This window comes from Micromonospora sp. CNZ297 (genome assembly GCF_007827625.1).
Window position 1 is genome coordinate 245,538 of the sequence record NZ_VISU01000001.1, and the last position, 25,083, is coordinate 270,620.

Annotated in this window: 26 protein-coding genes and 1 riboswitch; of the genes, 6 read left to right on the forward strand and 20 right to left on the reverse strand. The window is 73.4% G+C overall.

Annotated features, from left to right (window positions below; translation table 11 throughout):
• Positions 1 to 22: 22 nt before the first annotated feature.
• A complete protein-coding gene (locus FB454_RS01145) occupies positions 23 to 1,267 on the reverse strand; it encodes a hypothetical protein (RefSeq protein WP_145822318.1) in 1,245 nt (414 codons plus the stop codon).
• Between the two features lie 181 nt (positions 1,268 to 1,448).
• Between FB454_RS01145 and FB454_RS01150 the strand changes: the two genes are divergently transcribed.
• The 6 genes from FB454_RS01150 to FB454_RS01170 all read left to right on the forward strand — a co-directional run bounded on the left by FB454_RS01150 (position 1,449) and on the right by FB454_RS01170 (position 6,515).
• A complete protein-coding gene (locus tag FB454_RS01150; protein ID WP_013286750.1) occupies positions 1,449 to 2,924 on the forward strand; it encodes an NAD(P)/FAD-dependent oxidoreductase in 1,476 nt (491 codons plus the stop codon).
• Positions 2,925 to 3,032: 108 nt separating this feature from the next.
• Positions 3,033 to 3,683 (forward strand): hypothetical protein, encoded by a 651-nt coding sequence (locus FB454_RS01155; protein ID WP_013286751.1) that lies wholly within the window; start codon positions 3,033 to 3,035, stop codon positions 3,681 to 3,683.
• Between the two features lie 55 nt (positions 3,684 to 3,738).
• Positions 3,739 to 3,849, forward strand: a riboswitch (SAM riboswitch).
• A gap of 33 nt (positions 3,850 to 3,882) precedes the next feature.
• The gene (locus FB454_RS35235; RefSeq protein ID WP_013286752.1) at positions 3,883 to 4,008 is read left to right on the forward strand and encodes a hypothetical protein; all 126 of its coding nucleotides are present in this window, start codon (positions 3,883 to 3,885) and stop codon (positions 4,006 to 4,008) included.
• 109 nt (positions 4,009 to 4,117) lie between these two features.
• Positions 4,118 to 4,972 (forward strand): ABC transporter substrate-binding protein, encoded by an 855-nt coding sequence (locus FB454_RS01160; protein ID WP_145822319.1) that lies wholly within the window; start codon positions 4,118 to 4,120, stop codon positions 4,970 to 4,972.
• Positions 4,973 to 5,010: 38 nt separating this feature from the next.
• Positions 5,011 to 5,781: an amino acid ABC transporter permease gene (locus FB454_RS01165; RefSeq protein WP_145822320.1), complete on the forward strand. Its 771-nt coding sequence runs from the start codon at positions 5,011 to 5,013 to the stop codon at positions 5,779 to 5,781.
• Positions 5,778 to 6,515 (forward strand): amino acid ABC transporter ATP-binding protein, encoded by a 738-nt coding sequence (locus tag FB454_RS01170; RefSeq protein WP_013286755.1) that lies wholly within the window; start codon positions 5,778 to 5,780, stop codon positions 6,513 to 6,515. The genes FB454_RS01165 and FB454_RS01170 overlap by 4 nt, the downstream gene beginning before the upstream one ends.
• A 13-nt stretch (positions 6,516 to 6,528) precedes the next feature.
• On the opposite strand, the gene FB454_RS01175 is transcribed toward FB454_RS01170, so the two are convergent.
• The 19 genes from FB454_RS01175 to FB454_RS01265 form a co-directional block, all read right to left on the reverse strand.
• Complete coding sequence (locus FB454_RS01175) at positions 6,529 to 7,449, reverse strand: carbohydrate ABC transporter permease (RefSeq protein WP_013286756.1); 921 nt, start codon at positions 7,447 to 7,449, stop codon at positions 6,529 to 6,531.
• Positions 7,446 to 8,471 (reverse strand): ABC transporter permease, encoded by a 1,026-nt coding sequence (locus FB454_RS01180; RefSeq protein ID WP_030268547.1) that lies wholly within the window; start codon positions 8,469 to 8,471, stop codon positions 7,446 to 7,448. The genes FB454_RS01175 and FB454_RS01180 overlap by 4 nt, the downstream gene beginning before the upstream one ends.
• Positions 8,468 to 10,147 carry an extracellular solute-binding protein gene (locus FB454_RS01185; RefSeq protein ID WP_145822321.1) on the reverse strand — a complete coding sequence of 560 codons (1,680 nt, stop codon included), beginning with the start codon at positions 10,145 to 10,147 and terminating at the stop codon, positions 8,468 to 8,470. Before FB454_RS01185 ends, FB454_RS01180 begins: the two co-directional genes overlap by 4 nt.
• A gap of 107 nt (positions 10,148 to 10,254) precedes the next feature.
• A complete protein-coding gene (locus FB454_RS01190) occupies positions 10,255 to 10,944 on the reverse strand; it encodes a RibD family protein (protein WP_013286759.1) in 690 nt (229 codons plus the stop codon).
• Complete coding sequence (locus FB454_RS01195) at positions 10,941 to 11,570, reverse strand: GTP cyclohydrolase II (RefSeq protein ID WP_013286760.1); 630 nt, start codon at positions 11,568 to 11,570, stop codon at positions 10,941 to 10,943. Before FB454_RS01195 ends, FB454_RS01190 begins: the two co-directional genes overlap by 4 nt.
• Positions 11,571 to 11,639: 69 nt before the next feature.
• Complete coding sequence (locus tag FB454_RS01200) at positions 11,640 to 12,581, reverse strand: lysylphosphatidylglycerol synthase transmembrane domain-containing protein (RefSeq protein ID WP_174361799.1); 942 nt, start codon at positions 12,579 to 12,581, stop codon at positions 11,640 to 11,642.
• Positions 12,582 to 12,683: 102 nt separating this feature from the next.
• Positions 12,684 to 13,493 (reverse strand): small ribosomal subunit Rsm22 family protein, encoded by an 810-nt coding sequence (locus FB454_RS01205; RefSeq protein WP_013286762.1) that lies wholly within the window; start codon positions 13,491 to 13,493, stop codon positions 12,684 to 12,686.
• On the reverse strand, positions 13,490 to 14,527 hold the full coding sequence (locus FB454_RS01210; RefSeq protein ID WP_013286763.1) for a glycosyltransferase family 4 protein: 1,038 nt from the start codon (positions 14,525 to 14,527) through the stop codon (positions 13,490 to 13,492). Before FB454_RS01210 ends, FB454_RS01205 begins: the two co-directional genes overlap by 4 nt.
• 4 nt (positions 14,528 to 14,531) lie before the next feature.
• Positions 14,532 to 14,930, reverse strand: coding sequence for a 6-pyruvoyl trahydropterin synthase family protein (locus FB454_RS01215; RefSeq protein ID WP_013286764.1), 399 nt, complete (start codon positions 14,928 to 14,930; stop codon positions 14,532 to 14,534).
• 2 nt (positions 14,931 to 14,932) lie between these two features.
• Entirely contained in the window at positions 14,933 to 15,952 is a 1,020-nt protein-coding gene (locus tag FB454_RS01220) for a zinc-dependent alcohol dehydrogenase (RefSeq protein ID WP_377625499.1), read from the reverse strand.
• Between the two features lie 49 nt (positions 15,953 to 16,001).
• Positions 16,002 to 16,274: a hypothetical protein gene (locus FB454_RS01225; protein WP_013286766.1), complete on the reverse strand. Its 273-nt coding sequence runs from the start codon at positions 16,272 to 16,274 to the stop codon at positions 16,002 to 16,004.
• Between the two features lie 95 nt (positions 16,275 to 16,369).
• The gene (locus FB454_RS01230; RefSeq protein ID WP_013476479.1) at positions 16,370 to 17,422 is read right to left on the reverse strand and encodes an ABC transporter ATP-binding protein; all 1,053 of its coding nucleotides are present in this window, start codon (positions 17,420 to 17,422) and stop codon (positions 16,370 to 16,372) included.
• Positions 17,419 to 18,216 (reverse strand): ABC transporter permease, encoded by a 798-nt coding sequence (locus tag FB454_RS01235; protein WP_013476478.1) that lies wholly within the window; start codon positions 18,214 to 18,216, stop codon positions 17,419 to 17,421. The genes FB454_RS01230 and FB454_RS01235 overlap by 4 nt, the downstream gene beginning before the upstream one ends.
• Entirely contained in the window at positions 18,213 to 18,995 is a 783-nt protein-coding gene (gene modA, locus FB454_RS01240) for a molybdate ABC transporter substrate-binding protein (RefSeq protein ID WP_145822322.1), read from the reverse strand. Before modA ends, FB454_RS01235 begins: the two co-directional genes overlap by 4 nt.
• Positions 18,992 to 19,399 carry a TOBE domain-containing protein gene (locus tag FB454_RS01245; RefSeq protein WP_013286770.1) on the reverse strand — a complete coding sequence of 136 codons (408 nt, stop codon included), beginning with the start codon at positions 19,397 to 19,399 and terminating at the stop codon, positions 18,992 to 18,994. Before FB454_RS01245 ends, modA begins: the two co-directional genes overlap by 4 nt.
• Positions 19,400 to 19,493: 94 nt before the next feature.
• Positions 19,494 to 21,575 carry a heavy metal translocating P-type ATPase gene (locus FB454_RS01250; RefSeq protein ID WP_145822323.1) on the reverse strand — a complete coding sequence of 694 codons (2,082 nt, stop codon included), beginning with the start codon at positions 21,573 to 21,575 and terminating at the stop codon, positions 19,494 to 19,496.
• Between the two features lie 67 nt (positions 21,576 to 21,642).
• Positions 21,643 to 22,026 carry a DUF1622 domain-containing protein gene (locus FB454_RS01255; protein ID WP_013286772.1) on the reverse strand — a complete coding sequence of 128 codons (384 nt, stop codon included), beginning with the start codon at positions 22,024 to 22,026 and terminating at the stop codon, positions 21,643 to 21,645.
• Positions 22,027 to 22,152: 126 nt separating this feature from the next.
• A complete protein-coding gene (locus FB454_RS01260) occupies positions 22,153 to 23,523 on the reverse strand; it encodes a cellulose binding domain-containing protein (protein WP_013286773.1) in 1,371 nt (456 codons plus the stop codon).
• Between the two features lie 20 nt (positions 23,524 to 23,543).
• Entirely contained in the window at positions 23,544 to 24,902 is a 1,359-nt protein-coding gene (locus tag FB454_RS01265; RefSeq protein WP_145822324.1) for a pectinesterase family protein, read from the reverse strand.
• Positions 24,903 to 25,083: the final 181 nt, after the last annotated feature.

The following is a 25,083-nucleotide window of genomic DNA, read 5'->3' on the forward strand; positions in this document are numbered from 1 at the left end:
CCCACGGCCACAGCCACGGCGGTCAGATGATCAGGTGGGTCCAGTACGTGAGCCAGACCGCGAACAACGCGCCCTGGAGCAGCGCCAGCGCGGCGGTGAGCCAGCCGTCGAGGCCGGGCCGCCGCGACCAGCGGGCCAGCACGAACGCGACCGGGAAGGCGGCGAGCAGGTAGCGCAGCAGGCTCTTGTACACCGGCGGCCCCATCGACAGCGGCACCAGCACCATGACGAGCGTGTAGACCAGGTACGGCCAGTCGGCGCGGCGGCGCAGCCCGACGACCGCCACCGCCAGCGTCGCCACCGCGATCCAGACCCGCAGCGCGTCGGCCGAGTTGCCGCCGGTCAGCGCGGACGCGGCCGTCGCGATCGGGTTCTGCAGCCGGATCCCCCAGCCGGTCTCCTGGGCGTGCTGGTAGGCGAACCAGTCGCCGCTCTGCCAGCGGCAGAAGGCCATGAACGTCAGCCAGCCCGCCGGGACCAGCAGCAGCGGCCAGCCCTGCCGCAGCAGCCGCGGCCACGCCCGGGGTCCGGCCCGCCAGCCGTGTTCACGCAGCAGCACCAGCGCCAGCGGCACCACCACGAGGAACCCGACCGAGCGGCTCATCGCCAGGAAGTAGCCGACGACGCCGACGAGCAGCCAGCGGCTCCGCTCGGCGTACCAGAAGGCGGCCAGCGCGAGGCAGACGAACAGCGACTCGGTCAGCGCCGCCTGGAACAGGAACGCCGTCGGCAGGAGCAGCAGGTACCGGACCGCTCGCCGGCCGTCGGCCGCTCCCGCGCCGCCGAGCAGCCGGCCCTCCAGCCGGTACGCGTAGTAGAGCTGGAACACCAGCGCCACGTTGCTCACGAGCAGCAGCGCCCATGCGGTGTGCCCGCCGAGCAGCGGCGCGAGCGGCCGGGCCAGGAACGGGTACAGCAGCGGGAAGCCGAAGTCGGGCCAGGGCCGGTCCAGCGGCAGCCGGGCCAGGTGCTCGTAGAGGAACGAGTCCCAGGCGAACCAGAGCGAGAACCAACGGTGGGACGAGATCGCGTCCTGCTGGGCCCGCATCGCGGTCTCGTCGGCCGGCGGCGCGCCCGGCACTCCGTCCCAGGCGGTGAGCACCAGCACGCCGATCAGGCTGAGCACGAGCTTCGAGCCGGCGAAGACGGCGAGCACGAATCCCCACGGCTCGGGCAGCCGGCGGGCGACCGAGACTCCCCGCGACCACCACCGGGTACGCCCGGCGCGCGCCCCGCCGCCGGGGTCGACCCGCCGTTCGTCCGCCATCGCGCTCCCACCGTCCGGCCCTCGGGCCGACTCGCCCGGCCGCAAAACCCGGTGCGCGTTCCCCGTCCGGACCGGTCCACACCCGGCGCAGCCGTCGCGGATCGGCGCTGATCGGCAGGTGAGGACGCCGCCAGGGTGGGTATGCGCGCTGCCGCATCGGCAGGCGGGGGGCGCGTACGGCATGGGCGACGGCGACGGGACCGTGATCATCGGGGCGGGGCCGGCCGGGCTGACCGCCGCGTACGAGCTGCTGCGGCACGGCGAGCCGGTCCGGGTCTACGAGGCCGACGACGTGGTGGGCGGGATCAGCCGGACGGTGGAGCGCGACGGCTGGCGCTTCGACATCGGCGGGCACCGCTTCTTCACCAAGGTGTCCCGGGTCGAGGACTTCTGGCACGAGATCCTCCCCGACGAGGACTTCCTGCTCAGGCCACGGATGAGCCGGATCTACTACCGGGGCGCGCTGTTCGACTACCCGCTCAGCGCCGGCAACGCGCTGCGCAACCTCGGCCTGCTGGAGGCGGCGCGCTGTCTGGGCTCGTACGGCCGGGCCCGGCTGCGCCCGCCGAAGGACCAGTCGCACTTCGAGGGGTGGGTGTCGGCGCGGTTCGGCTGGCGGCTCTACTCGATCTTCTTCAAGACGTACACGGAGAAGGTCTGGGGGATGCCGGCGGACCGGTTGCAGGCCGACTGGGCCGCCCAGCGGATCAAGAACCTGTCGCTGGCGACGGCGGTGCGCAACGCGCTGCTGCCCCGGCGCAACCGCACCGACGTGACCAGCCTGATCGAGGAGTTCCAGTACCCGAAGCACGGCCCCGGGATGATGTGGGAGCGCTGCGCCGAGGAGGTGGCCAAGCGCGGCGGCACCGTTCGTACCGGCGTCTGGGTGACCGAGGTGCACCGGGATCCGGCCGCGCGGCGGGCCACCGCCGTGACGGTGGCCGACGCGGGCGGGGAGCGCACCGAGCCGGCTGCGCACGTGATCTCCTCGATGCCGATCTCCGCGCTGGTGCGGGCGATGCGCCCGGAGGCGCCGCCCGAGGTGCGGGCCGCCGCCGACGACCTGCGGTACCGGGACTTCCTGACCGTGGCGCTGGTGGTGCCGGAGGAGTTCTCGTTCCCGGACAACTGGATCTACGTGCACGACCCGGCGGCCCGGGTGGGCCGGATCCAGAACTTCGGCTCCTGGTCGCCGTACCTGGTGAAGGACGGGCGGACCTGCCTGGGGCTGGAGTACTTCGTGTTCGAGGGCGACGAGATGTGGCGGACGCCGGACGCCGAACTGATCGCGTTCGCCACCGCCGAGCTGGAACGGCTGGGCCTGGTCAAGCCCGGGTGCGTGGAGGCGGGCTACGTGGTCCGGATGCCGAAGGCGTACCCGGTCTACGACGAGCGGTACCAGCGCAACGTCGACGTGATCCGGGACTGGCTCGCAGCGAACGTGCCGAACGTGCACCCGGTCGGCCGCAACGGCATGCACCGGTACAACAACGCCGACCACTCCATGCTCACCGCGATGCTGACCGCGGAGAACATCGCGCACGGCGCGGAGCACGACGTCTGGACCGTCAACGTCGAGCAGGACTACCACGAGCAGCGCAGCCCGTCGCGGCACGGCACCGGCCGGGACGCGCCGGTCGTCCCGGCCCGGCGGTGAGGCCCCGGGCGTGAGGTGGTCGTGACGGGCGGCGTTGTGCCGGTCACCTAGCGTGGACCGGGACCGGCCCCCTTCCGGCGTCGCCACCTCCGGGCCCTGCGAGGACTGATGACCTTCAGCATCGGCATCTTCGACCTCTTCACCTACCTCACCCCCGGGTCGCTCTACCTCACGCTGTCCGCCTACCTCGCGGTCCGGCAGGACTGGGTGCGGCTGGACGACCTGAGCCGGCAGCCCACGCCGCTGCTCCTGCTCCTGGCCCTGCTGCTCGCCTACGTGCTGGGCAACGCCACGTACGGCCTCGGTCGTGTCGTCGACCGGGCACTGCCGTTCTGGAACTGGGGCCGATTCGACGCCCGCCGGGTGTTCGCGGAGCAGGCCCTCGGCGCGGCCGGCTCGCGGATGCTCACCGCGCCCTGGGGGGTGCTGCTCGCAGCGGCCGAGTTGCACAACCGGGAGGTGGCCGCCGAGGCGACACGGATGCGGGCGATCGGGCTGATGATGCGGAACGCCACGGTGCCGCTGCTTCTCGGCGCGGTCCTGGCCGTTGTCGAAGCCGGTCGCGGGTTCGGCGGGACCGCGGCGGTCCTCGCCGGGCCGGCTCTGCTCGCCGTCGCGGGTGGCGCCGCCTGGCGGAGCGTCGTGCTGCGGTTCTGGGCCGAGTTGAAGACGTTGGAGATCTGCTTCGTCATCCCGGACATCGAGGACCGGCTCCGCGGTCCGGCCGGAACGGAACCGGCTGAAGGCCCCGGCGCGTGAGGGTGGTCATAACCGCTGGACGACCGCCGCGGCGGTGCTGCTAGCCTTCTGGGCAGGTCATGAGCGCCAGCGCGAAGCCCCGGCTCGCTGGCCGGCAACCCTCCTCCGCGGTGGGGTGCCCCGGGTGAAGACCAGGCACCGGCAGCCGCCGGTGCAAGCGTGGCCTGGCACCCAGGTCAGCACCAGACCAGGGAGACCGATGTCCGCACCACCCTCCACCCCATCCGGCGACGTCGCCGCGTACCCGGCCCGCTTCGCGCTGGTCAAGCGCCGCCATGTCGACCTGATGCGGGTGTGCAGCGACGCCTGTCGCCTCGCGCGCTGAGCGAACGCCACCCTCCTTTCCCCGATCCACCCTTCTCCGGCCCGGCCGTCCGTCCGGCGGGCCGGCGCCGACGCGCACCCCGCGCGTCCATCCACTCTGGAGAGACATCGTGCGTTTCCGTACCGTCCTGACCCGTGCCGTCGCCGTCGGCGCGGCCGCCCTGCTCGCCGTCACCGCGCTCACCGCCTGCGGCAACGACGACACCACCGCGGCCGACAACCCGTACGGCCTGCTCCAGCCCGGCGTGATCCGCGCCGGCACGCTCACCGACGCCCCGCCGAACGTCTTCCTGAAGGACGGCAAGTTCACCGGCTTCGACAACGAGCTGCTGCGTGCCGTGGCCGCCAAGATCGACCTGAAGGTGGAGTTCGTCGGCACCGACTTCTCCGGCCTGCTCGCCCAGGTCAACAGCGGCAAGTTCGACGTGGGCAGCTCCTCGATCACGATCACCGAGGCGCGGAAGAAGACAGTGGACTTCGGCAACGGCTACGACTTCGGCTACTTCGGCCTGGACGTGCCGGCCGGCTCCTCGATCACCGGCTTCGACCAGCTCGCCGGCAAGCGCGTGGTGGTGGTCCAGGGCACCGTGCAGGACGACTACGCCACCAAGCAGAACCTCGACCCGGTGCGGGTGCCCGACTACAACAGCGCGATCAACCAGCTCAAGGCCGGTACCGCCGACGCCTGGATCGCCCCGGCCGAGATCGGCGACAAGTCCGCCGCCGACAGCAACGGCAAGATCAAGGTCGCGGCGAAGCAGCTCAGCCCCACCCCTACCGCGTACGCGGTGGCGAAGGGCGACGACAAGCTGCGCGAGGCGCTGAACAAGGGCCTCGACGAGGTCATCGCCGACGGCACGTGGAGCCGCCTGCAGGCCGAGTACTACCCGGGGCGGCCGGTCCCGGCCGACTTCAAGCCGGGCAGCGGGTCGGTGGCGGTGCCGTCGCCGTCGGCCGCCTCCTGAACCGGTAACCGAGCACGAGCGGGGCGGACGGAGCGGACATGGATCCACTGAGCACGCTGTGGGAGACGTTCTTCGACTGGGACTCGATGCGCGAGGCGCTGCCCGAGATGCTCACCGTCGGGCTGCCCAACACGCTCACCCTGGCGGTCTCCGCCGCCCTGCTCGGCTCGGTGCTGGGCATGCTGCTGGCCGTCGCCGGCATCTCGCGTACCCGATGGTTGCGGTGGCCGGCGCGGGTCTACACCGACGTGTTCCGCGGCCTGCCGGCCGCGGCGACCATCCTGCTCATCGGCGTGGGCCTGGCGCCGCTCGGCATGCAGGTGTGGGGCCCGAACCCCTATCCGCTGGGCGTGCTGGCGCTGTCCCTGATCGCCGCCGCCTACCTCGGTGAGATCTTCCGGGCGGGCATCCTGAGCGTCGAGGGCGCCCAGTTGGAGGGCGCGCGGGCGCTCGGCTTCTCCTGGGGTGAGGCGATGCGCCTGGTGATCATCCCGCAGGGAGTACGCCGGGTGCTGCCCGCCTGGGTCAACCAGCTCATCGCACTGATCAAGGACTCCAGCCTGGTCTACTTCCTCGGCCTGCTGGCCAGCCAGCGGGAGCTGTTCCGGATCGGGCAGGACTACGCGGCGAACACCGGCAACCAGTCCGCGCTGCTGCTGGCCGGGTTGTTCTACCTGGTGCTGACCGTGCCGCTGACCCACGCGGTCAACTGGCTGGACCGGCGCCTGCGGCAGGGCCGCCCCGCCGCGCCGCCCGAGCCGGACACCGAGCCGGCCGACCTCACCCCGTCCGGAAAGGACCCGCGATGACCACCACGACCTCGGTCAGCCTGGCCGTCCGCGACGTGCACCTGGCCTTCGGCGCGCACCGGGTGCTGCGCGGCGCGGACCTCGACGTGGCCCGGGGCCGCGCGGCCTGCGTCATCGGCCCGTCCGGCTCCGGCAAGTCGACGCTGCTGCGCACCGTCAACCGGCTGATCGAGCCGGACCGCGGTGACGTGCTGCTGGACGGGCGCAGCGTGCTGCGCGACGACCCGGACGCGCTGCGTCAGCGCATCGGCATGGTGTTCCAGCAGTTCAACCTGTTCCCGCACCTGAGCGTGCTGCGCAACATCACGCTGGCGCTGCGCAAGCTCAAGAAGCTGAGCGAGGACGAGGCGGTGGCGCTGGCCCGCGCCCAGCTCGACCTGGTCGGCCTGGCCGGCAAGGCGGACGCGCGGCCCGCGCAGCTCTCCGGCGGCCAGCAGCAGCGCGTCGCCATCGCACGGGCGCTCGCGCTGCGCCCGCAGGTGATGCTGTTCGACGAGGCGACCAGCGCGCTGGACCCGGAGCTGGTCAAGGGCGTACTGGCGGTGATGGCGGACCTGGCCGCCGCCGGGATGACGATGGTCGTGGTCACCCACGAGATGGGGTTCGCGCGCAGCGTCGCCGACACGGTGGCGTTCATGGACGCGGGCGTGGTGCTGGAGGCCGGGCCACCGGAGGCGGTGTTCGAGGCGCCGGAGCACCCGCGGCTGCGGCGCTTCCTGTCCCAGGTGCTCTGACGGACCTGCGGCCTCAGCCCTTCACCGCGCCGATCAGCACGCCCTTGACGAAGTGCCGCTGGATGAACGGGTAGACAGCGACGATCGGGGCGACCGTCAGCACCACCACCGCCATCTTGATCGCCTCGGTCGGCGGCATGGTCACCCCGCTGCTCGCGCCGGAGGTGTGCGGGGCCTGCCCGGCCAGCAGGTAGCTCTGGAGCACCCGCTGGATCGGGTACATGTCGTTGCGGTCGATGAACAGCAGCGCGTCGAACCAGACGTTCCAGTAGCTGACCGCGTAGAACAGGCCGACCACGGCGATCACCGCACGGGACAGCGGCAGCACGATGCGCGCGAGCGTACGGAAGTCGCTCGCGCCGTCGATGCGGGCGCTGTCCAGCAGCTCCGACGGGATGCCCTGGAAGAACCCGCGCACCACGACCAGGTTGAACACGCTGATCGCCGGCGGCAGGACCAGCGCCCAGATGGTGTCCTTCAGCCCCAGCCCGGTGACCACCAGGTAGCGCGGCACCAGCGGCGGATAGACCAGGAACGGGATCAGGAAGTACGCCAGCAGCCAGCGGTGGCCCAGCGAGCCCGGCCGGGACAGCCCGTACGCGGCGAGCACGGTGACCGTCAGCGCGATGGCGGTGCCGATCACGGTGACGAGCGTGCTGATCCACAGCGCCCGGGTGACCGCGCCACCGGCGAAGATCGTCTCGTACGCGGACGTGTCGATCCCCCGGGGCACGACCACCAGGCCGCCGGCCCGCGCGATGGTCTCCCGGGAGGAGAGGCTGGTCACCAGGATCACCCAGAGCGGGAACAGCACGCCCGCCACCAGCAGTGTGAGCGCGACGGCCTTGAGCCCCTGGCCGACCGGGGTGGGCGGTTCCTGCCACACCGGCCGGCGGGATCGGGTGCCGGACGCCCGGCGGATGAGCGTGGTCATGACTTCGAGTAGATCCCTCGTTCGCCGAGCATGTGCGCCACGCGGTTCGCGGCCAGGATCAGCACCAGCCCGATGACAGCCTTGAACAGTCCGGCCGCCGCACCGTAGCCGTAGTTCCCGGTGGCGATGGAGAAGTGGTAGACGAAGGTGTCGAGCACCTCGGCGGCCTGCCGGCCGACGGCGTCGCGTTGCAGCAGGAACTGCTCGAAGCCGACCGAGAGCGCGTCGCCCAGGCGCAGGATGAGCAGCAGCACGATCACCGGGCGCAGGCCGGGCAGCGTGATGTGCCACAGCCGCCGCCACCGGCCGGCGCCGTCCGCGGCGGCGGCCTCGTAGAGATTCTGGTCGATGGTGGACAGCGCGGCGAGGAAGACGATGGTGCCCCAGCCGACGTCCTTCCACACCGCCTCGACGGTGACCAGGACGATGAACGTGTCCGGGTTGGTCATCACGTTCCACGGTTGCAGCCCGGCCTCGCGCATGCTCTGGGCGAGCAGCCCGGCACCGCCGAGCATCGCGACGAAGAACGTCACCACCAGCACCCAGCTGAAGAAGTGCGGCAGGTAGACGATCGTCTGGATCAGGCCGCGCAGCCGGCTGGACATCAGGTTGTGCAGCGCGATGGCCAGCAGGATCGGCAGCGGGAAGAAGAAGACGAGCTGGAACGCGGTGATCGCCAGCGTGTTGCGGAACGCGTCCCAGAACGCCGGGTCGTCGAACAGCAGCTGGAACTGCCCGAAGCCGATCCAGTCGCTGTGCAGGAACGCCTGCCACGGGTTGTCGCCCAGGTAGGGGTTGTAGTCCTGGAACGCGATCACGTTGCCGGCGATCGGCAGGTAACTGAAGATCAGCAGCACGAGGAAGCCGGGCACCACCATGGCGAGCAGTTGCCAGTCCCGGCGCAGCCGGGTGCGCAGCGGCACCCGGCGGCGGGACGGGCGACGGCGGGGCGGACGGCCCGGTGGGGCCGGCGCGTCCGGCCGGGCCCGTTCGGGCCCGGCCAGGACGGCCGGCTCGTTCACCGGCCCTCCTTGGGCAGCGAGTCGGCGAGCAGTTTGCGGGCCTCCTCGCCGCCGTTCGCCTTCCACTCCGCGACGATGGCGTCCACGTCGCTCAGCGGGCGGCGGCCGCGCAGCACGTCGGTGAACTTGTCCTCGGTGGGCACCTGGTTGGCCTTGTAGGCCGCGGGCATCTCCAGCTTCACCCCGGCCCAGGGGTTGGGCTCCATGTGCTTGACCATCTCGTTGGAGTACGCGAGCACGTCCGGCACGAAGCGCGGGGTGTCCGGGAACGGCCCGATGGTGGGGTTGCGGCCGCTGATGAAGAAGTACTGGTTGGCGATCTCCTTGAACGCCAGGTCGGTCTTGACGGGACCGTTCGGCGACGGGGTGTGGTGTTTGCCCGCCACGCCGAAGTCCCGTAGCTGGGCCTCCTGGCTGCCCAGCGGCGCAGAGCACCAGTTGATGATCCGCAGCAGTTCCTGGACCCGGTCCTTGCCGAGGCCCTTCTTGACGAAGGTGTAGGAGATCGGCTCGTCGTCGCCCCAGACCAGCGGGTCACCGCCGGTGGCGGAGAAGATCGGCACCGGCTGGATGTTCAGCCTGGGGTTGGTCTTCTGGTGCTCGGCCTGGGCGCCCTGCCAGAATCCGACGCCGTCCTGGTGGAACACGATCGCGCCGTTCTTGGCGAACAGCTGCTTGGCGTCCGCGCCCTTGCTGGCCACGATGTCCGGGTGGACCAGGCCGTCCGCGTAGATCTTGGCCATGACCTCCAGTGCGCGGCGGAACTCCGGGGTCTCGTACTTGAACTCGGGGGTGCCGTCAGGCTTGACCCGCCACCCGCCCTTGTGGCCCGGCACCTCGTGGAACATCTGGATCATGGCGAAGACGTCGTTGAACGCCCACACCTTGCGCGCCGGGTCGGTGACCTGCTTGGCCACGGCGAGCAGGTCGTCGAGGTTCGCCGGCACGGCCAGGCCGCGCGCGTCGAGCAGGTCCTTGCGGGTGAACAGCGCCCAGGGGAACGGCCCGTCCGTGGGGTTCGGCACGGACATGATCCGCTCGTTCCAGACCGCGCGCCGCCAGGCCCCGGTGGGGAAGCTCGCCAGCATCGGGTACGCGCCGGCGGCGTCGCCCTTGAGGTGGTCGGTCAGGTCCTCGAAGAGCACCTTGATCGCCTCGGCGAAGCGCGGGATCTTCTCCACCTCCCACCCCGGCACGCACAGCAGGTCCGGTACGTCCCGCGCGCCGAGCATCGCGTTGAGCTTGTCGGCGTACGTGGCGCCGTCCTGGATGGTGAAGTTGACGGGCACGCCCAGCTCGGCGTTCACGGCCTGGAGGTAGGCGCTCTGCGCGACTCCGGGCGGCGCCGGCCCCCAGGCGGGGGTCATCGCGGTGACCTGCTTGCCGCTGGTGCCGGGCTTGTCGGTGATGGCGTCGACGAGGTTCGCCGGATAGCGGGTGTAGCCGTCGGGCACCGGACGGGTGCCCACGATGTCGGGCTTGACGGCGCCGGGCAGGTCCTTGCGGGTGGGCAGCAGGCCGGAGACGGCGTCGAGGTCCTGGGCGGTGCCGGAGCCGGCCGGCTTCTCCGAGCAGCCGGCGAGCAGCGGGCCGGTGGCGGTGGCGGCCACGCCGAGGCCGACCAGGCCGAGGAAGCGGCGGCGGGAGGAGCCCGGGTCGGGGTGGTGCGCGGTCATCGGTCCCCCTTCGGGAAGGGAAGCGCAGTGGATTAGTTCGTATGGATGGTCAACAAACTAATCACGTCGATGAGCTTGCACAAGGGCGGACCGGATCGACACGGCGGTCAGGCCGGGCAGCGGTCGGACAACGCGTAGCGGGTGAGGACCACATCGCCGATCTGGCGCACCTCGACCACGCGCGCGCGGCGCCCCGGGTGCCACGGGAAGTGGCCGTCCCCGACGAAGCGCGGCGCGCGCCCGTCCCCCACGAAGAACGGCGCCACGACCAGGTGCAACTCGTCGGCCAGGCCGGCGGTCAGGAACTGGCGGTGCACCGAGCCGCCGCCCTCCACCATCAGGCGCGCCACCCCGCGCCCGGCCAGGTCGGCCACCACCGCCTCCGGAGTGGCCGGATCACCGGCGTCCACCACCGTGGACACCGCGCCCACCTGCTCGCGGGCCTTGTCCACCACGCCGCTCGGGCAGTACACCAGCTTGAGCCCGTCACCGGCGGTGAAGAACCGGGCCTGCGGATCGAGGTCGCCGCTGCCGGTGACAGTCACCTTCACCGGCGACGGCGGCAACCCGCGCGCCACCCGCTCGGCGCGCCGGCGCTCGCTGCGCACCAGCAGGCGAGGGTCGTCGCGGCGGACGGTGGCCGCGCCCACCATGATCGCGTCGCACCCGGCCCGGGTCGCGTCGACCCGGTCCAGGTCGTCGTCGTTCGACAGCAGCAGCCGCTCGGTCGTCGCGTCGTCGATGTAGCCGTCGATCGACATCGCGCAGCTGAGCAGCACGTACGGGCGGGTCGTCACGGCACGAACGGCAGGTCGAGGGCATGGTCGGCGCGGGTCACCTTGGCCGCCAGATAGCCCGCGTTCGCCGGTGACAGGTGCACACCGGTGGACACCCGGTCGGCCACCGTCACGCCCAGCCGTTCGAGCTGCGCCGCCTTGTCCGGGTTGTTGCTGAGCAGGGCCACCCGGTCCACGCCCAGCGCGGCGAGCATCTGCGCGGCCACCGTGTAGTCGCGCTCGTCCGCACCGCGCCCGAGCGCCAGGTTCGCCTCGTACGTGTCGAGGCCGCCGTCCTGGAGGGCGTACGCGTCGAGCTTGGCGTACAGGCCGATGCCGCGCCCCTCCTGCCGCAGGTAGAGCAGGTAGCCACCGGCCTCGGCGATCCGCTCGACCGCCTCGCGCAACTGCGGGCCGCAGTCGCAGCGCTGGCTGCCGAACACGTCCCCGGTGAGGCACTCGCTGTGCGGGCGGACCAGCGGCGGGTCGGCTTCGGCGTGCTCACCGAGCCCGAACGCCAGGTGCTCGCGGCCGTCGACGAGACCGTGGAAGGTGTGCACGCGGGCCGTGGTCACGTAGCCGTCGGGGAACCGGAGCGGAACCGTCACGCGGGTCCGGACCGTCGCGGTGGGCAGCGTTTCGTCCATGGTTCTCCTGTCCTCCGGTCGCCGGGCGGACCCGGCGACGCACACCTCGCTCCCCCACCGTAGGCGGGATCACCGACAGTTGCCGGGCTCGCGCCGAGGCATCCGCCGTGCCAGCAGCACCGCGGCGCCGGGAAGGCTGGCCACGAGGACCAGCGCGCCGTACACCGTGCCCGTCGCCACACCCTGCGCGGCGGTCAGCCCGGCCGAGGCGAACGCCCACGCGGCCACTCCCTCGCGCGGCCCGAAACCACCGACGTTCAACGGCACCGCCATGGCCAGCAGGGCGAGCAGCGTCAGCGGCAGCAGGTGCGACAGCGGTGCCTCCGCGCCGGCCGTGCGGGCCGCCACCACGAACGTGGCCAGGTGACCGGCGAACACCACGGTCGAGGCGACCACCACGCCGGCCCAGGTCCGGCGGCCGAGCACCCCGGAGCGGACGTCGGCGACAGCCGTCCGGGCGGCCCGGGCGAGCCGGGACGCCCCGGAGCGGGGCACCGCGCGGGCGGCGAGCACCAGCGCCAGCGCGACCACGGCGAGCACGGCCGCGAGGGCCGGCAGGTACCGGCGCACCGGCGACGGGAACGCGGCGAGCAGCGCCACCGCGATGACCACCTGCACCACCTGCCCGGCGGTGCGCTCCCACACCACCGCCCGGACGCCGCGGGCCACGTCCCCGGCGTCGCGGCCGTGCCGTACCGCCCGGTGCACGTCGCCGAGCACGCCGCCGGGGAGCGTGGAGTTGAGGAAGACCGCCCGGTAGCAGTGCGCCACCGCGGCGCGCATCGGCAGCCGTACGCCCAGCCCACCGGCTACCAGCGACCAGCGCCAGGCGCAGCAGACGGTGGTGATCACGCCGATGCCGAGCGCGGCGGCCAGCGCCGGCGCGTCGATCAGCCGCAGCCCGGCCAGGAACGGGCCGGTGCCCACCGAGGCGACGAGCGCGGCGAGCACCGCCAGCCCGAGCAGCGGGCGTACCCAGGCTCCGTTCAGCCGGGCCCGGCGTGGCCGGATCGGTACGGATGCGACGGCCGGTACGGGTCCGGCGACGGCGACGTGTGACAAACGGTCCTCCCTTGTTCCCACCGGTTGTCACGTGCCAGCAGCCGGTACGGTTCAGCCGGCGAGCAGGTCGGCGTGGTGCAGCACCACCTCGAGCCGGCCGGCGGCGGCCTCGGTGAGCCGCCACTTCTGATACGTCGCGGCGGGCCCGGACAGATGCGGTCGTTCCTCGACCGCCGCGTCGACCCAGCCGGTGAGCCACTCCGCGGCCAGTTCCGCCTGCTCCGGGCCGAGCCGCCACGGGGTCGGCCGCACGAGCGTCTCGACGCCGTGACGGCGGAACGCGGCCACCGTGACGTCCACGGCGTCCGGCCCGAGCAGGACCCGGCCGTCGACGGTACGACGCTGGTGGGCGTTGAACGCGGCGGTCAGCTCGCCGTCCAGCGGGTCCGGCGGGGTGAACTCGGCCCGTCCGGTCACGGTGAGCGCGAACAGCGTCGGGTGGCCGGCGCAGGCCGCCGCCATCCGCTCGACCTCCTCGGCGGTGAGCATGTCCAGCAGCGCGGACGCGGTGATCAGGTGGGCGTCGGCCAGGTCGGCGGCGGTCAGCCGGGTGACGTCGGAGCCACGCGTGGTCACCGAGACCTCGGTGCCGTCGGCGGCGGTGAGCCGTCCGGCCCGGGCCAGCGCCAGCAGGTCCGCGTCGCGTTCGTGCAGCACCCAGCGCTGCGGGCCGGGCAGCCGGGGCGCGAGCCAGCGGGCCATCGAGCCGGTGCCGCTGCCCAGGTCGTGCACGACGATCGGCCGGCCGGCGGGCAGCCGGTCGCGGACCGCGTCGGCCAGCTCGGCGCTGCGGGCCGCCGCGTCGGCGGGCTCGCGCAGTCGTAGCCAGTCCGCGAAGCCGGGCGGGAGTGAGGTGGTCATGCCGCGGTCGCCTCCTTGAGTGCCGTCGCCAGCCGGTCCACGGTGACCGGCCAGCCGGTGAGGGTGTGCCGCCGCTGCCGGGCGGCGCGGCGCAGCCGGTCCCGCAGGCCCGGGTCGGTGAGCCAGCGGCGCAGCGCCGCGGCGGTCGCGCCCGGGTCACCCGGCGGCACCAGCAGGCCGGGTCGCTCGCCGCCGGGGGCGTGTCCGAGCGTGTCCGGCAGGCCGCCGGTGTCGCTCGCCAGCACCGGTACGCCCCGGGCCAGCGCCTCGGTGACCACCATCCCGTACGTCTCCCGCCGGGAGGGCTGAACCAGCAGATCGGCTGCCGCGTACGTGGCGGCCAGGTCGGGTCCGGTGCGCGGACCGGTGAGCCGGACCCGGCCGGCGAGACCGGTAGCGGTGAGCCGTCCGCGCAGCCGGTCGGCGAACGCGCGGTCCCGGTCCGTCGGACCCACCCAGTCGCAGGTCCAGTCCAGGTCGGCCATCTCGGTGAGCGCGGCGGCGAGCACGTCGTGGCCCTTCACCGGGGTGACCGCCGCGACGCAGAGCAGCCGTCCCCCGCCGGGCGTGCCGTCGGCGACGGGCGCCGGGTCGACGCCGGGTGGCGCGACGGTCACCCGTTCGGGGCGCAGCCGGTAGCGGTCGAGCAGCCGGTCGCGGGTCCACGCGCTGGTGGCGACCACTGCGGTGGCCGCCGCCAGCGACCGTGCCTCCGTCTCGCCCTCGATCGGCAGGTGCACCAGGATCACCAGGCGCAGCCGCGCGGCGTGCGGGGCGAGCACGTCCGGCACGGTCGAGGCCACCAGGCCGTCGAGCAGCACCGGGACGCCGTCGGGCAGCCCGCCGAGCAGTCCGGCCAGGTCGGCGCGTTCCCGTGGCCCCGGGTGTGGCCAGCCGCCGGGAACCTGGTGTTCGCGTACCGTCCACCCGCGCGCGGCCAGGCCCCGGCAGGCGTGCCGGTCGTAGGCGTTGCCGCCGCTGGGGTCCGCCGGGTCGTCGATGTCGCCCGGCAGCACCACGTGGACGGCTGTCATCCGGTCAGAGCGACCGCTCGTAGCTCGCCCACGCGATGTGCGACTCGTGCAGGGTGACGGTGATCCCGGCGAGCCCCCGCGCGCCCTCCCCCAGCCGGCCGGCGTGCACGGCGTCGGCGAGCCGGTCGGCGATCGTCCGCGCGAGCACCTCGGTGGTGGTGTTCACCCCGGCGAAGGCGGGCTCGTCGTCGAGGTTGCGGTAGTTCAGCTCGGCGAGCACGGCCTTGAGCTGCTCGGTGGCCAGCCCGATGTCGACCACGATCCCGTCGTCGTCCAGCTCGGCGCGGCGGAACGTGGCGTCGACGACGAACGTCGCCCCGTGCAGCCGCTGCGCCGGGCCGAAGACCTCGCCGCGGAAGCTGTGGGCGACCATCATGTGGTCCCGGACGGTCACGCTGAACACGATCACTCCTCGCCGTAGGTGATGAGATGACACAGCGCCGGCAGCTCGCCCGAGGCGAGCCGGTCCAGCACGTCGGGCAGGTCGTCGAAGCGGGACCGGCCGGTGAGCAGCGCGTCGAACGCCGGGTCGGCCAGCAGGTCGAGGGCGAGCGCGAGCCGGTCGGCGTAGCTGCGGTCGGCCCGCCGGGGCGACACGGTGCCGACCTGGCTGCTGCGGATGCCCAGCCGTCGGGAGTGGAACGCGCCGCCCAGCGCCAGCGTGACCGGCCGGTCGCCGTACCAGCTCAGCTCCAGCACCGTGCCCTCGGGGCGCAGCAGCTCCAGGCCGCGTTGCAGCCCGTCGGCGGTGGCGCTGGCGTGCACCACCAGGTCGCGCTCGCCGGTGGCGTCGGCGGGCGTGGCGAAGCCGGCGCCGAGCGCGGCGGCCACCCTGGCGCGGGCCGGATCGGCGTCGACGAGTTCGACGCGTACGCCGGGGAAGCGGGCCAGCAGCGCGGTCACCGCGCAGCCGACCATCCCGCCGCCGATCACGGTGACCCGGTCGCCGACCAGCGGAGCGGCGTCCCAGAGCGCGTTCACAGCGGTCTCCACGGTGCCGGCCAGCACCGCGCGCTCGGCCGGTACGCCGTCCGGCACGACGGTCACGGCGTCGGCCGGGACCACGTACGCGCTCTGGTGCGGGTAGAGGCAGAAGACGGTACGGCCGAGCAGCCGCTCGTCGCCCGCCTCGACGGTGCCGACGCTGAGGTAGCCGTACTTGACCGGGGCCGGGAAGTCGCCCTCCTGGAACGGCGCGCGCATGGCGTCGTGCTGGTCGGCCGGGACGCGGCCGGTGAACACCAGCGTCTCGGTGCCGCGGCTGACGCCGGAGAAGCGGGTCCGGACCAGCACCTCGCCGGGGCCGGGGGCGGCGAGCCGGACCGGCCGGATCTCGCCCTCGCCGGGGGCGCGGAGCCAGAACGCGTGGGCGTCGACCGTCACGAACTCTCCTCTTCCCCGCATTCCGACCGAGTTGTCGATCATAAACACGGAAGCGGGGCGTCCGCGGTTCGAACCGCCCGCGACCCGATGCTCAGGCGGCGCGCCGGCGCTGCTCCGTACGCCAGGTCTCCGGATCGGCCCGGTCGGCGTGGCGGTCCCCGGCCAGTTCCATTGCCCGGTGGGCAGCGGTCAGCGCGTCACACGGCGCCACCTGACCGTCACACAGCAGGCTCTCGCACCGGCCGGCCTCGTCGGGCCGGTGGGCGACTGCAACGTCGTACGCGGCCCGCCAGAGCAACGGGTCGGTGACTCCCCGTGGCAGGTCGGCGTCCAGACTGGACCTGTTGCGGATCGTGTCGGGCACCGTGTCCCCCTTTGCGTCGTCGCTACCGTCCCAGTGACCGGTTGAGCGCAGATCAAACCTCTCACCTGCGGACACGTCGCGACCAGCGGTATTTGTCACGCCGGATAGGCGCGCGTCTCGGCTGCCTTGACCGCCGCCCAGACCGCGCGGCCGGGGATCAGTCCGAGATGGGCCGCGGCGGCGGGCGTGACGTCGGCGGCGACCTCGACCGGCCCGGCCAGCTGCACGCGCAGGTTGTCGCCGTGGCGTTGGACGCCTGTGACGGTGGCGGCCCACACGTTGCGCGGGCTGCCCTCCGGCCGGGACGGGTGCAGCGCGACGGCGGCCGGCGGGTACGCGACGAACGCCTCACCGTGGACGGTGTCGGCGGTGGTGAGCGTCAGCTCACCGACGGTCACGGTGTGTCCGTCGGCGCGGCCGCGGTGCAGGTTGAGGCCGACCAGCCGGGCCACGTAGTCGGTGCGCGGCCGGGCCGTGACGGTTGCGGCGTCGCCCTCCTGCACCACCCGGCCGTGTTCCACGATGACCAGTCGGTCGGCGAGCACCAGGGCGTCGAGGGGGTCGTGGGTGACGAGCAGCGTCGCGCCGGGGTGCGCGCCGAGGTGGCGCTGGAGTTCGGCGCGGGTGTCCAGCCGGGTCCGGGCGTCGAGCGCGGCGAGCGGCTCGTCGAGCAGCAGCAGCGCCGGGTCGACGGCGAGCGCGCGGGCCAGCGCGACCCGCTGCGCCTGCCCGCCGGAGAGCTGCCGGGGCCGGCGCCGGGCCTGGTCGCCGAGGCCGACCCGGTCCAGCCACTCCTGGGCCCGGGTGCGGGCGGCGCGCTTGTCCGCGCCCCGGCGGCGCGGCCCGAACGCCACGTTGTCCAGCGCGCTGAGGTGCGGGAACAGCAGGTAGTCCTGGAACACCACGCCCACCGGCCGGCGCTCCGGCGGCGTCCACACCCGGCGGTCCGGCCGGTCCAGGTCGGCGCCGCCGAGCGTGAGGTGACCGGCGGTGAGGGGGTGCAGCCCGGCGAGCACCCGCAGCGCTGTGGTCTTGCCGGCGCCGTTGGGGCCGAGCAGCGCCACCACCTCACCGGCGGCGATGCGCAGCCGCACGTCGAGGGTGAACCCGTCCCGCTCGGCGACCAGATGCGCGTCCAGCACACTCATGTCGTACCGACCCATTTGTCGCGCAGGGCGGCGAGGATGACCACGGAGACGGTGAGCAGGATCAGGCTCAGCACGATCGCGGCCTGCAGGTCGGTCTCCAGCGCCAGGTAGACCGCCAGCGGCATGGTCTGGGTGCGACCGGGATAGTTGCCGGCGAACGTGATGGTGGCCCCGAACTCACCGAGCGCGCGAGCCCAGCACAGCACCGCCCCGGCCGCCACGCCCGGGGCGACGAGCGGCAGCGTGACCCGGGTGAAGGTGGTGAACCGTCCGGCGCCGAGCGTGGCGGCGGCCTCCTCGTACCGGGGGTCGGCGCCGCGAAGCGCCCCCTCGACGGCGATGACCAGGAACGGCATGGCCACGAACGCCTCGGCCAGCACCACCCCGGCGGTGGTGAACGGCAGCGTCACCCCGAACGTCTCGTCGAGCCACGACCCGACCAGCCCGCGCCGGCCGAAGACCAGCAGCAGCGCCACGCCGCCGACCACCGGCGGCAGCACCAGCGGCACCGTGACCAGCGCCCGGACCAGCCGCCGGCCGGGGAACTCCACCCGCGCCAAGAGCCAGGCCAGGGGTACGCCGAGCGCCACGCAGAGCAGCGTGGCGACGGTGGCGGTCTCCAGCGACAGCCGCAGCGCGGTGAGCACACCCGGCTCGGCCAGCCGCTGGGGCAGCGTGGTCCAGGGCGTCCGGAGCAGCAGGCCGGCGAGCGGCAGGACGAGGAAGGTCAGTCCCAGCCCGGCGGGCACGAGCAGGGCGATCGGCACCCGCTGCCGGCGTACGGTGCGGCTCATGCGCCGGGCGGCGCCTGGAACCCGGCGGCGGTGAGCACGGCGATCCCGGCGTCGGAGCGGACGAAGTCGACGAAGGCGCGGGCGCCGGCCGGGTTCCCGGCGGCGCGCAGCACCACGATCGGGTAGTCGTTCACCGCGCGCGCCGACTCGGGGAACTCGACCGCGTCGAGCCCGGGTGCGGCGCGGACGTCGGTGCGGTAGACCAGTGCCGCGTCGACCTCGCCGAGACGCAGCTTGGCCAGCGCGCCCTTGACGTCCTGTTCGAGCGTGGCGGGGGTGAGCCGCATGCCCGCGGCGTCCAGGGCGGTACGCGCGGCGGCGCCGCAGGGCACCTGCTCGGCGCAGAGCGCCACCTTGACGCCGGGGCGGGCGAGGTCGGCCAGGCCGCCGACCCGGGCCGGGTTACCACGGGGTACGGCGACGACGAGCTGATTGCGGACCAGCACAGCAGGTTCGCCGTCGGCGTCACCGGCGTCGGTGACCGTCTTCATGGTGGCCGGGGAGGCGGCCGCGAACACGTCGGCGGGTGCGCCCTGGGTGATCTGGGTGGCGAGGCCCGAGCTGCCGCCGAAGTTGAACGTGACGCTGCTGCCCGGGTGGGCGGCCTCGTACTCCTTGCCGAGCGTGGTGAACGACTCGGTGAGCGAGGCGGCGGCGAACACGGTCACCGGGCCGGCACCGTCGGGACCGGCCGGTTCGTCCGCGCCGCCGCAGGCGGTCAGGCCCAGCGCCCCCACCAGCGCGGCGGCGAGCGCGGCGCGGATCCACCGTACGGTCACGGGCTCGTCCTTCCCCTGGGGGTGGTGGCGGGGGCGCGCTCGACCACGACGGTGGTCGACTTGATCACCGCGACGGCGACGGAGCCGACCTGGAGGTCAAGGTCGTCCACGGCCTCGCGGCTCATCAGCGACACCACACGGAACGGCCCGGCCTGGATGTCCACCTGGGCCATCACGGTGTCCTTGACGACGGCGGTGACGATGCCGCGCAGCCGGTTGCGGGCCGAGGACAGCTCGGGGTGGCCGGGGGCGCGGACGAACGCTGCCACGTCGGCGCCGTCGAGCACCCGGTGGCCGTGCTCATCGCGGGTCGCCGGCAGCTTGCCGGCGTCGATCCAGCGGCGGACCGTGTCCGCGCTGACCCCGAGCAGTTCGGCTGCCTCGCCGATCCGGAACACCGTCACGCGCTCACCCTAGCGGCCCGCAGGTGCAAGCCGGAAGGGGCATGGTGGCTCGCATCCGCGAGCCGTGATGCGCCGCGGGAACCGGAACTGCGGTTCAGTCGGCCGGGGTGATCCGGACCCGCCGCAGCAGCTGGGCGTTGAGCGCCACCACGATCGTCGAGGCGGACATCAGCACCGCAGCCAGCGCCGGACTGAGCGCGATCCCCGCCCAGGCGAGGACCCCGGCGGCGAGCGGGATCGCCACCACGTTGTAGCCGGCCGCCCAGGCCAGGTTCTGCCGCATCTTCCGGTACGAGGCGCGGGACAGCCGGATCACGCCGCCGACGCCGCGCGGGTCGGAGCCGGCGAGCACCACCCCGGCGGACTCGATCGCCACGTCGGTGCCCGCGCCGATGGCCAGCCCGACGTCGGCGCGGGCGAGCGCCGGTGCGTCGTTCACGCCGTCGCCGACCATCGCCACCGTCAGTCCCCGGCCGCGCAGCTCGGCCACCGCCTTGTCCTTGTCGGCCGGGAGCACCTCGGCGAAGACCTCGTCGACGCCGGGCCGGAACCCGAGGTCGGCGGCCACCGCCTCGGCGACCGGGCGCGCGTCCCCGGTGATCATCACGATCTTGCGTACGCCGAGGTCGCGCAGCTCGGCCACGGCGGCCCGCGCCTCCGGGCGGACCTGGTCCTCCATACCGAACGCGGCGGTCACCTCCGGCGGGCCGCCCTCGGGCAGGCGGACCAGGTGCAGCACCGCGGCGCCCCGGCCCGACCACTCCTGCGCGGCCCGGGCCAGGTCGTCCGGCACCGCGGCGTCGAGTTCGCGCAGCAGCGCCGGCCCGCCGACCGCCCAGTCCACGCCGTCCACAGTGGCGCGCACGCCCCGGCCGGTCAGTGCCCGGAAGCCGCGCGCGGCGGGACGGGCGCCGCGGGCGTCGGCGGCGGCCACCAGCGCCCGGGCCAGCGGGTGCTCGCTGTCGGCCTCCACCGCACCGGCCAGCGCCAGGGCGGCCGTCTCGTCCGTCCCGCCGGTGGTGGCCACCCCGGTCACCGTGTGCCGGCCGGTGGTGAGCGTGCCGGTCTTGTCGAACAGGACCGTGTCGACGGTGCGCATCCGCTCCAGCGCGAGCCGGTCCTTGACCAGGATGCCGGCGCGGGCCGACAGCGCTGTGGACAGCGCCACCACCAGCGGGATGGCCAGGCCGAGCGCGTGCGGGCAGGCGATCACCAGCACGGTCACGGTGCGTACCACCGCCTGGTCGGGGTCGCCGAGCAGCGCCCAGACCGCGAACGTCGCGAGGCCGGCGAACGCCGCCAGGTAGAACAGCAGCGCGGCGAACCGGTCGGCGAGCACCTGCGCGCGCCCGCCGGAGGCCTGCGCCTCGGCCACGAGCCGCCCGATGCCGGCCAGCGCGGTGTCCGCGCCTACCGCCTCGACGCGTACCCGGAGGGTGGAGTCGGTGGCGACGGTGCCGGCGACCACCCGGTCCCCGGCGGCGCGGGCCACCGGCCGCGACTCCCCGGTGATCATCGACTCGTCCAGCTCGGCGGCGCCCTCGACGATCCGGCCGTCGGCCGGCACCCGCCCGCCGGGGCGCACCAGCACCAGGTCGCCCACCCGCAGCTCGCCGACCGGCACCGGATGCGGCCGCCCGGCGTCGTCCAGGCGCTCGGCGTCGTCGGGCAGCAGCGCCGCGAGGGCACCGAGCGCGCCGCGCGCCTGCCCGACCGCCCGCATCTCCTGCCAGTGCCCGAGCAGCATGATGGTGACCAGCGCGGCCAGCTCCCACCAGAAGTCGAGGTCGAACAGGCCGAGGCTGGTGGCGGCCGAGGCGAGGTACGCGACGACGATCGCCATCGAGATCAGCAGCATCATGCCCGGGGCACGTTCGCGCAGCTCACGCAGCCCGCCGGTGAGGAACGGCCAGCCGCCGTACGCGAACACCACAGTGCCGAGCACCGGGCCGACCCAGCGCACGCCCGGGAACTCGAGCGAGTAGCCGAACCAGTCCATCACCATGTGGCTGGTGGCGACGATCGGTACCGTCAGCGCCAGGCTGAGCCAGAATCGGCGGCGGAACTGCTCCGGGTCGTGCCCGGCGTGCGCGCCGTGCCCGCCGCCGTGGTCGTCCTGACCGCCGCCGTGGCCGCCGGTGTCGTGGCCTCCGTGGTGGCCGGTTCCGTGCTCCATCGGGCGTCACCTCCACCCGCCACCATACCCCCTGGGGGTAACCGCCGGCGTCCGGTCGGCGCGGTGGTCAGCGCTGGGGGCGGGCGCCGACGCTCGGCCGGTCCGCCGGAGGACGGCCCTGCCAGGGCCAGCGGCCGTCCAGCTCCACCTCCAGCGAGAAACTCAGGAACGTGCGGACCAGCACGATCAGCGCCAGCACGCCGACGCTGGTGAAGGTGGGCGACACCGCCACCGTACGGATGATGTCGCCGCCGACCAGGAACTCCAGGCCGAGCAGGATGGCCCGGCCGACCCCCTGCCGGTACGCCCGGTAGTGCGCGACCACCTGGCGGGTCCGGGCGCAGCGCACCGCGAACACCGCCGTGGCGACCGCGACGCCGACCGCGATGACGAGCACCCCGGCCAGGTCGAGCAGTGCCCCGACGTGCTGGACGATCTCCTTCGTCGGCACCCGGCACCCCCGCACCAGCCTGACCCGTCCGCCGCGCCCGCGAGCGGGTTTGCCGGTCGGGCAGCCGGTGGGGGGACGTCCGGCCGGGACGGCGGGGCGGGTGCGCCGCCGTCCCGGCCGGCCCGGTCACTGCCCGATGGCGGCCTGCGGCCCGGCGTACGTGCGCAGCAGTGCGGGAACCTGCGCGGCGGGGTCGAGGCGGTAGGAGTAGAAACTCGACGGGGTGAATGCCGAGCCGCCGGTCTCCCGCTGACCGGTGCAGCCGACGCAGACGCTGCCGCTCTGGCGTAGTTCCGCGGTGTCGTCCCGGTAGTAGGGGTCCTTCACGTTCTCGTAGTAGCTGTTCTCGATCACCAGCTTGGTACGGCCCCGGGAGTAGTTGCCGTACCCCCTGATGTTCTGCAGGTAGTTGTTGAAGAAGTGGGCGTACTGGACGTTGTCGGTGCTGGGATTGCGCACGTTCGTGTCGTGGATCCAGTTGTGGTGCATGGTGATCCGGGCGGTGACGTTGTCCGTCCAGCCGATGCCGAACGCCTTGTTGCCCTCGGCGATGACGTTCCAGGACACGGTCAGGTTCGTGGTGTCCTTCCGGCTGTCGATCAGGCCGTCGTTCATCCGCGTGATCGTGTTGTGGTCGATCCAGATCCGGTTCGCGGTGTCCATCTGGATGCCGTCGTAGTCGAAGTCCTTGTCGTCCGGGTCGTCCGAGGCCACCCGGGTGTCCCGGATGGTCAGGTTGCGGATGATGACGTTGGCGGTGCCGGCGCCGAGGTGGAATCCGCCGTTGACGATCTGCCCGTTCCGCCCGACTCCGACGATCGTCTTGTTCGAGCCGACCGGGATCTCCCGGCCGTACGGGCTGACCGTGATCGCCGCGCCGACCCGGATGACGTACGGCGTGCTGGACGCCGCGTACCGCTCCAGGTCGGCCTGGCTGGTCACGGTGACCGTGGCGCCGGCCGCCCCGCCGGTGGTGCCGGCCGCGCCGGCGAACCCGTCCGGCGCGTTCGAGTACGGCACACCGGCCGGCGGCGTGGTCGGCGTCGGGGACGGCGCGCCGGTCGTCGGGGTGACCCCGCCGGTGCAGGCGGTGCCGTTGAGCGTGAACACCGTGGGCGCCGGGTTCGTGGCGCCGCGCGAGCCGGTGAAGCCGAACGAGACGCTCCCCCCGGCCGGCAGGGCGGCGTTCCAGTCGACGTTCGTCGCGGTGACGCTCGACGTCCCGGCCGTAACGGTGGCGTTCCACGACTGGGTGACCTGCTGGCCGGCCGGGAACGTCCAGGCCAGCCGCCAGCCGTTCACCGCGTCGCCCAGGTTCGTGATCGTCACGTCGGCGTTGAAGCCGCCGCTCCACTCGCTGCTGACCCGGTAGTCGACCCGGCAGCCGGCCGCCGCCTGGGCGGTGACCGCGGTGACCGCGCCGAGCGCTGCCAGCGCCGCGGTCGTGCCGAGCACCAGCGCGGTACGCCAGGGCCGGCCCTTCTTCGTGACAGTCATGCCGTTCTCCAACATCGTGATCACAACGGGTTCCACCCGTCGGTGCCGGCGAGGTATCTCTGCGGTGTGTAGGTGGCGGCCTGGGCGTCGCTGAGCTGCGGCCGGTTGCCGTTGACCGTCGCGCCGGGGCCGGTGTTGCGGTATTCGGAGAAGCGGGCGTTCTGCCAGGTGGCGTCGCCCATGTTCGTCCACGGCTGGGCGTTGCGGACCGTGCCGCTGAGCGTGGACTCCCGGTAGAGCACCTGCGCGCCCTGGCGCCACGGCCGGCCGAGGGTGGTGTTGTTGTTCCCGGTGCCGGTGATCGTCGACCGGTAGAACAGGAAGCCGTACGTCTTGGCGGCGTCCGTGCTGGCGGCGGTGACGGTGCCGCCGCTGGAACGCTTCTCGTGGATGGTGCAGGCGTGGAAGACGATCGTGCCGCCGCCGAAGATGAAGTCGGTGGTGCCCTCGACGTAGGAGTCGACCACGTACGCCCGGGTGCGGTCGTTGACCAGGAAGGTGTCCTGGTCGCCGAGGAGGCGTACGTTGCGCAGCACCGCACGGTCGGCGTTGAGGTGCAGCGCGACCGCCTGCTGGCCGCTGGTCACCGAGCCCTCGTCGAAGTCGTTGGCGATGGTCAGGTTCTCCGCCACGAAGTCGGACCCGTCGACGAACATGCTGGCGCTGCCGGAGGTGCCGCTGCTGTTCGCCGAGTTGTTGAAGACGATCACGGTGTTCGCCGGTGACGTGCCGAGTCCCCGGAAGGTGATGTGGGGTTTGTTCGACGGCACCCGCACCACCTGGCGGTAGGTGCCCGGCTTGATGGTGACGACCCGCCGTGTGGTGTTGTTCGCCGGCACCGCGTCGACGGCCTCCTGCACGGTGCGGTAGGTGCCGGTGCCGTCGGCCGCCACGGTCGCCGTGCCGGTCGGCGGCGGTGACGTCGGCGCGGCGGTGGGCGTGGGCGAGCCGGACGAGCCGGTACAGGTGACGCCGTTGAGCGTGAACGTGGCCGGGCTCGGGTTCGTGACGCCGTTCCAGGTGCCGTTGAACCCGGCCTCGACGCTCGCGCCGGTGCCGATGGTGGCGTTCCAGTCGACGTTGGCCGCGACCACTGACGCGCCTGTCGAGCTGGTGGTGAAGCCCCACGCCTGGGTGACTGACTGCCCGGCCGGGAACGTCCAGCCGAGACGCCAGCCGGTGAGGCTGTCGCCGAGATTCCGGATGGTGACGGCGGCGGTGAAGCCGCCGGCCCACTGCGCGGTGACCCGGTAGCCGACCTGGCAGCCCGCGGCGGCCTGGGACGGGCCGGCGGTGGCGACGCCGACGGCGGCGGTCGCGGTGGTGGTGACGAGGACGGCGAACAGGGCCGCCGCCCGTCGTCGGACGAGTTGTCTCACGGTTCTCCCCGGGGATCCTGGGTGTGCGGTGTGTCGGCCTCCGCCGTCACCGCCATCGCTGGCGGCGGCCCTCACGGCGGCGGCCGGTGCCCGGTGACGGATGCTGCCCGGCTACCCGTCACCACACAGACGGGGCGGTCCGGCCGCGACAACGCTTTTTCTCGCGCCGGTTTTCCGCCGG

Coding starts and splice junctions, on each gene's coding strand:
- FB454_RS01145 (WP_145822318.1), bottom strand. CDS start 1,267: ATGGCGGACGAACGGCGGGTCGACCCCGGCGGCGGGGCGCGCGCCGGG.
- FB454_RS01150 (WP_013286750.1), top strand. CDS start 1,449: ATGGGCGACGGCGACGGGACCGTGATCATCGGGGCGGGGCCGGCCGGG.
- FB454_RS01155 (WP_013286751.1), top strand. CDS start 3,033: ATGACCTTCAGCATCGGCATCTTCGACCTCTTCACCTACCTCACCCCC.
- FB454_RS35235 (WP_013286752.1), top strand. CDS start 3,883: ATGTCCGCACCACCCTCCACCCCATCCGGCGACGTCGCCGCGTACCCG.
- FB454_RS01165 (WP_145822320.1), top strand. CDS start 5,011: ATGGATCCACTGAGCACGCTGTGGGAGACGTTCTTCGACTGGGACTCG.
- FB454_RS01170 (WP_013286755.1), top strand. CDS start 5,778: ATGACCACCACGACCTCGGTCAGCCTGGCCGTCCGCGACGTGCACCTG.
- FB454_RS01175 (WP_013286756.1), bottom strand. CDS start 7,449: ATGACCACGCTCATCCGCCGGGCGTCCGGCACCCGATCCCGCCGGCCG.
- FB454_RS01185 (WP_145822321.1), bottom strand. CDS start 10,147: ATGACCGCGCACCACCCCGACCCGGGCTCCTCCCGCCGCCGCTTCCTC.
- FB454_RS01195 (WP_013286760.1), bottom strand. CDS start 11,570: ATGGACGAAACGCTGCCCACCGCGACGGTCCGGACCCGCGTGACGGTT.
- FB454_RS01205 (WP_013286762.1), bottom strand. CDS start 13,493: ATGACCACCTCACTCCCGCCCGGCTTCGCGGACTGGCTACGACTGCGC.
- FB454_RS01210 (WP_013286763.1), bottom strand. CDS start 14,527: ATGACAGCCGTCCACGTGGTGCTGCCGGGCGACATCGACGACCCGGCG.
- FB454_RS01220 (WP_377625499.1), bottom strand. CDS start 15,952: ATGATCGACAACTCGGTCGGAATGCGGGGAAGAGGAGAGTTCGTGACG.
- FB454_RS01230 (WP_013476479.1), bottom strand. CDS start 17,422: ATGAGTGTGCTGGACGCGCATCTGGTCGCCGAGCGGGACGGGTTCACC.
- FB454_RS01235 (WP_013476478.1), bottom strand. CDS start 18,216: ATGAGCCGCACCGTACGCCGGCAGCGGGTGCCGATCGCCCTGCTCGTG.
- FB454_RS01250 (WP_145822323.1), bottom strand. CDS start 21,575: ATGGAGCACGGAACCGGCCACCACGGAGGCCACGACACCGGCGGCCAC.
- FB454_RS01260 (WP_013286773.1), bottom strand. CDS start 23,523: ATGACTGTCACGAAGAAGGGCCGGCCCTGGCGTACCGCGCTGGTGCTC.